Annotated in this window: 5 protein-coding genes and 1 pseudogene; 2 read left to right on the top strand and 4 right to left on the bottom strand. The window is 60.9% G+C overall.

What is annotated here, in order from left to right; translation table 11 throughout:
* Positions 1–264: pseudogene (locus HX818_RS31040) on the bottom strand (hypothetical protein); the annotation flags it as partial.
* A 36-nt stretch (positions 265–300) separates the two neighbouring features.
* Entirely contained in the window at positions 301–771 is a 471-nt protein-coding gene (locus HX818_RS11535) for an Lrp/AsnC family transcriptional regulator (RefSeq protein ID WP_177020208.1), read from the bottom strand.
* Positions 772–895: 124 nt separating this feature from the next.
* On the opposite strand from HX818_RS11535, the gene HX818_RS11530 reads away from it, so the two are divergent.
* Complete coding sequence (locus tag HX818_RS11530) at positions 896–2,140, top strand: methionine gamma-lyase (protein WP_177020135.1); 1,245 nt, start codon at positions 896–898, stop codon at positions 2,138–2,140.
* Positions 2,141–2,325: 185 nt separating this feature from the next.
* Entirely contained in the window at positions 2,326–3,015 is a 690-nt protein-coding gene (locus HX818_RS11525; RefSeq protein WP_177020134.1) for a helix-turn-helix transcriptional regulator, read from the top strand.
* A 125-nt stretch (positions 3,016–3,140) separates the two neighbouring features.
* Here the strand turns inward: HX818_RS11525 and HX818_RS11520 are convergent, their stop codons facing one another.
* Positions 3,141–5,099: a MacB family efflux pump subunit gene (locus HX818_RS11520; RefSeq protein WP_003212489.1), complete on the bottom strand. Its 1,959-nt coding sequence runs from the start codon at positions 5,097–5,099 to the stop codon at positions 3,141–3,143.
* Between the two features lie 3 nt (positions 5,100–5,102).
* On the bottom strand, positions 5,103–6,254 hold the full coding sequence (gene macA, locus HX818_RS11515) for a macrolide transporter subunit MacA (protein ID WP_177020133.1): 1,152 nt from the start codon (positions 6,252–6,254) through the stop codon (positions 5,103–5,105).
* Positions 6,255–6,354 lie beyond the last annotated feature (100 nt).

Below are 6,354 nucleotides of genomic sequence, written 5' to 3'. Positions count from 1 at the left end.
GCCTAAGATCAAGATCAACAGCCAGAGCACAGCGGCCTCCCGGCCGGCTTGAGTGTTGAAGAGCAAAATCAAAAGCTGAAGCGGGCACCCCACGGTCAAATGTGGGAGCTGGCTTGCCTGCGATGGCATCACCTCGGTGTATCTGATGTACCGAGTTGTCTGCATCGCAGGCAAGCCAGCTCCCACAGAAAAGCAGAGCTGCATCAGCTTCAGATTTGGCTTTCGGCGTTTGCCAAAAGTGACCCGCTGCAAGAGCAGAACCATAAGCCGCCGTTACCGAAGAAACGGATATGTACACCATCACTCCGGCAAAGGAATCACCCGCAACGGCCGCACCGACTTATAAGAAAAACTCGAGTAAATCTCCTTAACACACGGCAACCCCTGCAACACCTCCCGCGCAAACTCCCCAAACGACTCCAGATCCTTCGCCACCACTTCCAACAAAAAATCATACCGCCCCGAAACGTTATGACACGCCACAATCTCGGGAATCTCCAGCAACCTTTGCTCAAACGCCCGGGCAACTTCCCGGGAGTGCGTATCCATCATGATGCTGACAAACGCCGTCACCCCATACCCCAGCGCCTTGGGCGACAGGATCGCCTGATAACCGCCGATCACCCCGCAGTCCTCAAGGTTCTTCACCCGCCGCCAACACGGCGAAGTGGTCAGCGACACCCGCTCCGCCAACTCCGCCACCGTCAACCGCGCATTACCCTGCAAGGCGTTTAAAAGTGCCTTGTCAGTCCGATCCAGATGCATGGGCATATCTTGCCTCAAAACGTCGTTTTTATTGTTTTTCATCCCAATCTACCGGCCTTTCCCAGCAAACTATGGAACGTTCGGCCGCCGTTATAAGCATAGCATTGTAGGAAATAAGGAGCGTCCGACCATGAAAAATAAACACAACACGTTCGGCTTTTCCACCCGCGCCATCCACCACGGCTATGACCCCCAGGACCACCACGGCGCCCTCGTGCCGCCCATCTACCTGACGGCAACCTTCGCCTTCCCCACCGCCGAATACGGAGCCGCCTGCTTCGCCGGCGAAGAGAGCGGACACTTCTACACCCGCATCTCCAACCCCACCCTGGCCCTGCTGGAATCGCGCATGGCCACCCTGGAAAACGGCGAAGCCGCCGTCGCCTTCAGCTCCGGCATGGGCGCAATTGCCGCGACGTTCTGGACCCTGCTGCGCCCAGGTGATGAAATCATCGTCAGCCAGACCCTCTACGGCTGCACCTTCGCCCTGCTGCACCACGGCATCGGCGAGTTCGGCATCAAGGTGCGCCACGTCGACCTCACCGACCTGAACGCCCTGAGCGAGGCCATCAACCCGGCCACGCGCATGATCTACTTCGAAACCCCGGCCAACCCCAACCTGCAACTGGTGGACATCGCCGCCGTCGCCGAGATCGCCCACCGGCAACCCGGGATCACCGTGGTGGTGGACAACACCTACTGCACGCCCTACCTGCAACGCCCGCTGGAAATGGGCGCCGACGTGGTGGTGCACTCGGCCACCAAATACCTCAGTGGCCACGGCGATATCACCGCCGGCATCGCCGTCAGCAGCCAGGCCCTGGCCCAGCGCATTCGCCTGCAAGGGCTCAAGGACCTGACCGGTGCGGTGATGTCACCCCAGGACGCCGCCCTGCTGATGCGCGGCCTCAAGACCCTGGCCCTGCGCATGGACCGCCATTGCAGCAACGCCCTGGCCATCGCCGAAGCCTTGCAGGCCCATCCCCTGGTGGAATGGGTGACCTACCCCGGCCTGCGCTCCTTCCCCCAATACGAACTGGCCGCGCGGCAGATGAAACAATCCGGCGGCATGATCGCGTTTGAACTCAAGGGCGGCATCGACATGGGCCGACGCTTCATGAACGCCCTCAAGCTGTTCACCCGAGCCGTGAGCCTGGGGGACGCCGAGTCACTGGCCCAGCACCCGGCCAGCATGACCCATTCCACCTACACCCCGGAGCAGCGCGCCCACCACGGGATTTCCGAAGGGCTGGTGCGACTCTCGGCGGGCCTTGAGGATGTCGCCGACCTGCTGGCCGACGTTGCCCAAGCCCTGGAGGCCTGTGCCGTAAAGCCGAAATCCCGGGCGGTGCAACACAACGTTCATCACGCTTGAAGTAAATTCACAGGCAGGCGCGACGTTTATCAATAGCCCGGCCTGAAAAGGTCGGGCTTCTCCCGTTGCGCCCTGCACCGCAAAAAATTTGATCCATTCATTGGCCCGTTTGCGAAAGCCTGTACTAGCATACGAGGCGGCAGTCATGGAGATCACTGCCCTGTACGCCGCCCTCATTGAAACTCATGGATGAAATGATGAACTCACACCTGTTCCCCCACATTGGCAAAGTAATCGCCAGCACCGGCAGCCGGCATTTCCCGCGCATGCTGCATGACCTGATCCTCACCCAACTGGCGGTCGACGCCACGCACATCACCCAAATGCCTGTGAGTTCACCGCGCAAGGCAGGCAGTTCGCGAATGACGGGGATCTGCCCGGTGTACACCGACCCGCTGCCAGGGCAGGAAGAGGCCCAGGCCGCCGCCCAACTGCACCTGACCCGGCGCAAGGATGACGTCAGCTACGTGCTGTCGGTGTATCGCTCCAACCCCTGCGAAAGTTTTTCCCAGCAGGAGCGGATCATCCTGCAAGACTTCTCCTCCCTGCTGCTGCCGATGGTTGAAAAACACATCAGCGCCCTGCAACCCAGCGGTCCGGACAGCGAAGCGCCGCAGCAACAAGGCATCGACACCTTGCGCCGGCGCTTTGAAGAGCGCCTCGCGCAATCGGGGCTGGCCCTGTCCAGCCGGGAGCTTGAGGTGTGCGTGGGGCTGCTGGCCGGGCGTACCGCACCGGAACTGGCAGAGCAGTTGGCACTGAAGGTCAATACCATCGAGAGCTACCTCAAGCGGGCTGCGATCAAGATGGGCATCAGTGGCCGGCATTCGTTGATGCGGTGGATGTATTCCACAGAAGAAAACGCCACTCTCTAGAACACCGAGGAACAAATGTGGGAGCGGGCTTGCTCGCGAATGCGCAGTGTCAGTCAATACATGTGTGACTGATCCAGCGCATTTGCGAGCAAGCCCGCTCCCACATTTTTTGATCTCTGCCCGGCCTAATCCCGGGCCAGGGCTTCAATCGGATCCAACCGCGCCGCATTCCGCGCCGGCACAAACCCGAACACAATCCCGATCAACGTCGAACACGCAAACGCCGTCACCACCGAGCCCAGGGAAAACACCATTTCCCACTCTTTCACAAACAACGAAAACAGATAGCCGATGGCGAATGACAGCGAGATGCCGATCATCCCGCCAATCAGGCAGACCATCACCGCTTCCACCAGGAACTGTTGGCGAATATCCGATTGCCGCGCGCCCACTGCCATGCGAATCCCGATTTCGCGGGTGCGTTCGGTCACCGACACCAGCATGATATTCATCACTCCGATGCCGCCCACCAGCAACGAAATCACTGCAATCAACGACAGCAGCAACGCCAGGGAACGGCTGGTTTTCTGCACCGTCTGCATGATGCTGTCGAGGTTGTTGGTAAAGAAGTCCTTGGTGCCGTGACGTTGCAACATCAGCTTGGTGACGTTCTCTTCCACCACCTTGCTCGGCTGGCCGTCCTTGATGCGCACCGTGATGCTGTCCAGATGACGCTGGCCCAACAGCCGCCCCGCTGCCGTCTCGTACGGCACCCACACGTTCAACGCCTTGCTGGCGGCGAACATGTTTTTGTTGTCGGCCGTCACCCCGATCACGGTGCAGGGCAGGTTGCCCACCAGGATCACCTGGCCCAACGGATCCACGCCGGGCGCGAACAGCCGATGGCGCGCGTTGTGGTCGATCACCACCACCTGGGCCTGGCGCCGGGCGTCGCTTTCGCTGAAGGTAATTCCGGCTTCGAGCTTCAGGCCCTTGACCTGGAAATAGCGATCGCTGACCCCATTGACCTGGGCGTCCAGGTCGATATTGCCGTAACGCAGCAACAGGTTGCGCCCCACCACCGGCGTGGCGCTGTCGACGTAATACAGCTGGTTCAGCGCATCCACATCCGACGGCAACAACGTCTCGATGGCTGACGCACGGCTGTCACCAAAACTCTTGCCGGGAAAGATATCAATGGTGTTACTGCCAATGGCCTGGATGTCCTTGAGCACATAGCGCTTGGCGCCTTCGCCGATGGCCGAGATCGACACCACCGAGGTGATGCCGATGACAATGCCGAGCATGGTCAGCAAGGTGCGCATGCGATGGGAAATCAGCGCCACCCAGGCCATGTTGAAGGCCTCCTTGAACAGCCCGAGGCTCGCCACCAACTTGCGCGCACCGCTGCGCTTGGGCTCGATGGGCGCTTCGGTGGGCAGGTCGAGGCCGACACTCTGATTGGCGCGGTCACTGACGATCTCGCCATCGCGCACCTCAATGATCCGCTGGGCATTGGCCGCGACTTTCGGGTCGTGGGTAACGATGATCACCGTGTGCCCGGCGGCGTGCAGCTCGGCCAGGATGCGCATCACCTCCTTGCCGCTGTGGGTATCGAGGGCGCCGGTGGGTTCGTCGGCGAGGATCACTTCGCCGCCGTTCATCAAGGCCCGGGCGATACTCACGCGCTGTTGCTGGCCGCCGGACAGCTGGCTCGGGCGATGGGTCAAATGCCCCGACAACCCCAGGCGTGCCAGCAATTCCCCGGCGCGGCTGTGCCTGGCGGTTTCCGGCGTACCGGCATAGATCGCTGGCATTTCCACGTTGTGCAACGCGCTCAGGTGCGCGAGCAAGTGGTAACGCTGAAAGATAAAACCGAAGTAGTCGCGGCGCAGCTCGGCCAGTTGCTCATCCCCCAGGGTACGGGTTTCGATGCCATTGATCTTGTAGCTGCCGGCAGTGGCGTAGTCGAGGCCGCCGAGGATGTTCATCAGGGTCGATTTACCCGAACCCGAGGCCCCGGTGATCGCGACCATTTCCCCGGCGTGGATGGTCAGGTCGATGCCCTTGAGCGCAATGAATTCGCGGTCACCGGCCATGAAACTGCGCACGATGCCTTTAAGCTCCAGCAGTGGCTGAGTCATCAATCAGCCCCCCGCCACGGCAGGCGATGGGTCGCCGATCACCACCTTGTCGCCTTCGGCCAGGCCATCGAGGATCTGCACCTTGACGTTGTTGTTGATGCCCGTCTGCACCTGCCGCGTGTTGGCCTTGCCCTTGGCGTCCAGCACCCGCACCGGGAAGCTGCCATCGGCATTGCGCGGGCCGAGTGCGGCCACCGGCACGGTCAGTGCGGCCTTGGCGGTGTCGAGCACGATGCGCACCTGGGCGGTCATGGCGATGCGCAGGCGGTGGTCGGGGTTGGGTACGTCGAACAGCGCATTGTAGAACACCGCGGTGTTTTGCTTGGGGGTGCCGGCGGTCTGGGTTTCGAGGAAATTCTGCGGGGCAGGTTCGGTACCGCGCAATTTGGCGTAGTAGCGTTTGTCGGCCTCGCCGAGGATGGTGAAATACACCTGCTGGCCCGGACTGATGTGGATCACGTCCGCTTCGGAGACTTGGGCCTTGACGGTCATGGTGTCCAGGTCGGCGAGCTTGAGCAGCACCGGTGCCAGTTGGCTGGCGATCACGGTCTGGCCTTCCTGGGTGACGATGCCCACTACATCGCCGTCGATTGGCGCGACGATGCGGGTGTAGGCCAGGTTGATCTTGGCGGTGTCGATCTGGATGTGGGCGCTTTTGATCTGGGCGTCGAGGGACATCAGGTTGGCGCGCTGTACCTCGTAATTGGACTCGGCGGTTTCGAAGTCCTGGCGGGACACGGATTCGTCCTCCTGCAGGCCCTGATAGCGTTCGTAGACGGATTTGGTTTCCTTGAGTTGCGCCGCAGTAGCGCGGCGTTGGGCCTGGAGGTTTTCTTCGTCGACCTGGGCTTTGCGCAGGGTGTTCTGCAGGATCAACGGGTCGATTTCGGCCAGCCATTGGCCCTTCTTGACCTTGTCGCCGACCTTGACCTTCAGGGATTTGAGTTGGCCGGAAACCTGGGCGCCGACATCGACCTGCTTGACGCCTTCGAGCAGGCCGGTGGCCAGGACGGCGTTTTCGATGTCACTGCGTTCGGCGGTGGCGGTCAGGTATTGCGGCGCGTCTGCGGGGGCCTGCACCGTGTAGATAATCAGGCCCGCTGCGACGGTCAACACCAGGGCCAATCCTGCTTTTCGATACTTTGACTTTTCCATAAATGACCATAAGAGGTGTTGAAATGGGTTCCGGCTTTTGGCTCGGAGTACATATCCGTTTTTTTGGTAACGGCTGATATGGGTTCCGCTCTTACAGCGG

Origin of the sequence: Pseudomonas sp. F9001 (assembly GCF_013385435.1) — a bacterium.
Taxonomy (GTDB): domain Bacteria; phylum Pseudomonadota; class Gammaproteobacteria; order Pseudomonadales; family Pseudomonadaceae; genus Aquipseudomonas.
This window is presented reverse-complemented; position numbering and strand designations above follow the sequence as displayed.

Coding starts and splice junctions, on each gene's coding strand:
- HX818_RS11535 (WP_177020208.1), bottom strand. CDS start 771: ATGCCCATGCATCTGGATCGGACTGACAAGGCACTTTTAAACGCCTTG.
- HX818_RS11525 (WP_177020134.1), top strand. CDS start 2,326: ATGGATGAAATGATGAACTCACACCTGTTCCCCCACATTGGCAAAGTA.
- HX818_RS11530 (WP_177020135.1), top strand. CDS start 896: ATGAAAAATAAACACAACACGTTCGGCTTTTCCACCCGCGCCATCCAC.
- HX818_RS11520 (WP_003212489.1), bottom strand. CDS start 5,099: ATGACTCAGCCACTGCTGGAGCTTAAAGGCATCGTGCGCAGTTTCATG.
- macA (WP_177020133.1), bottom strand. CDS start 6,254: ATGGAAAAGTCAAAGTATCGAAAAGCAGGATTGGCCCTGGTGTTGACC.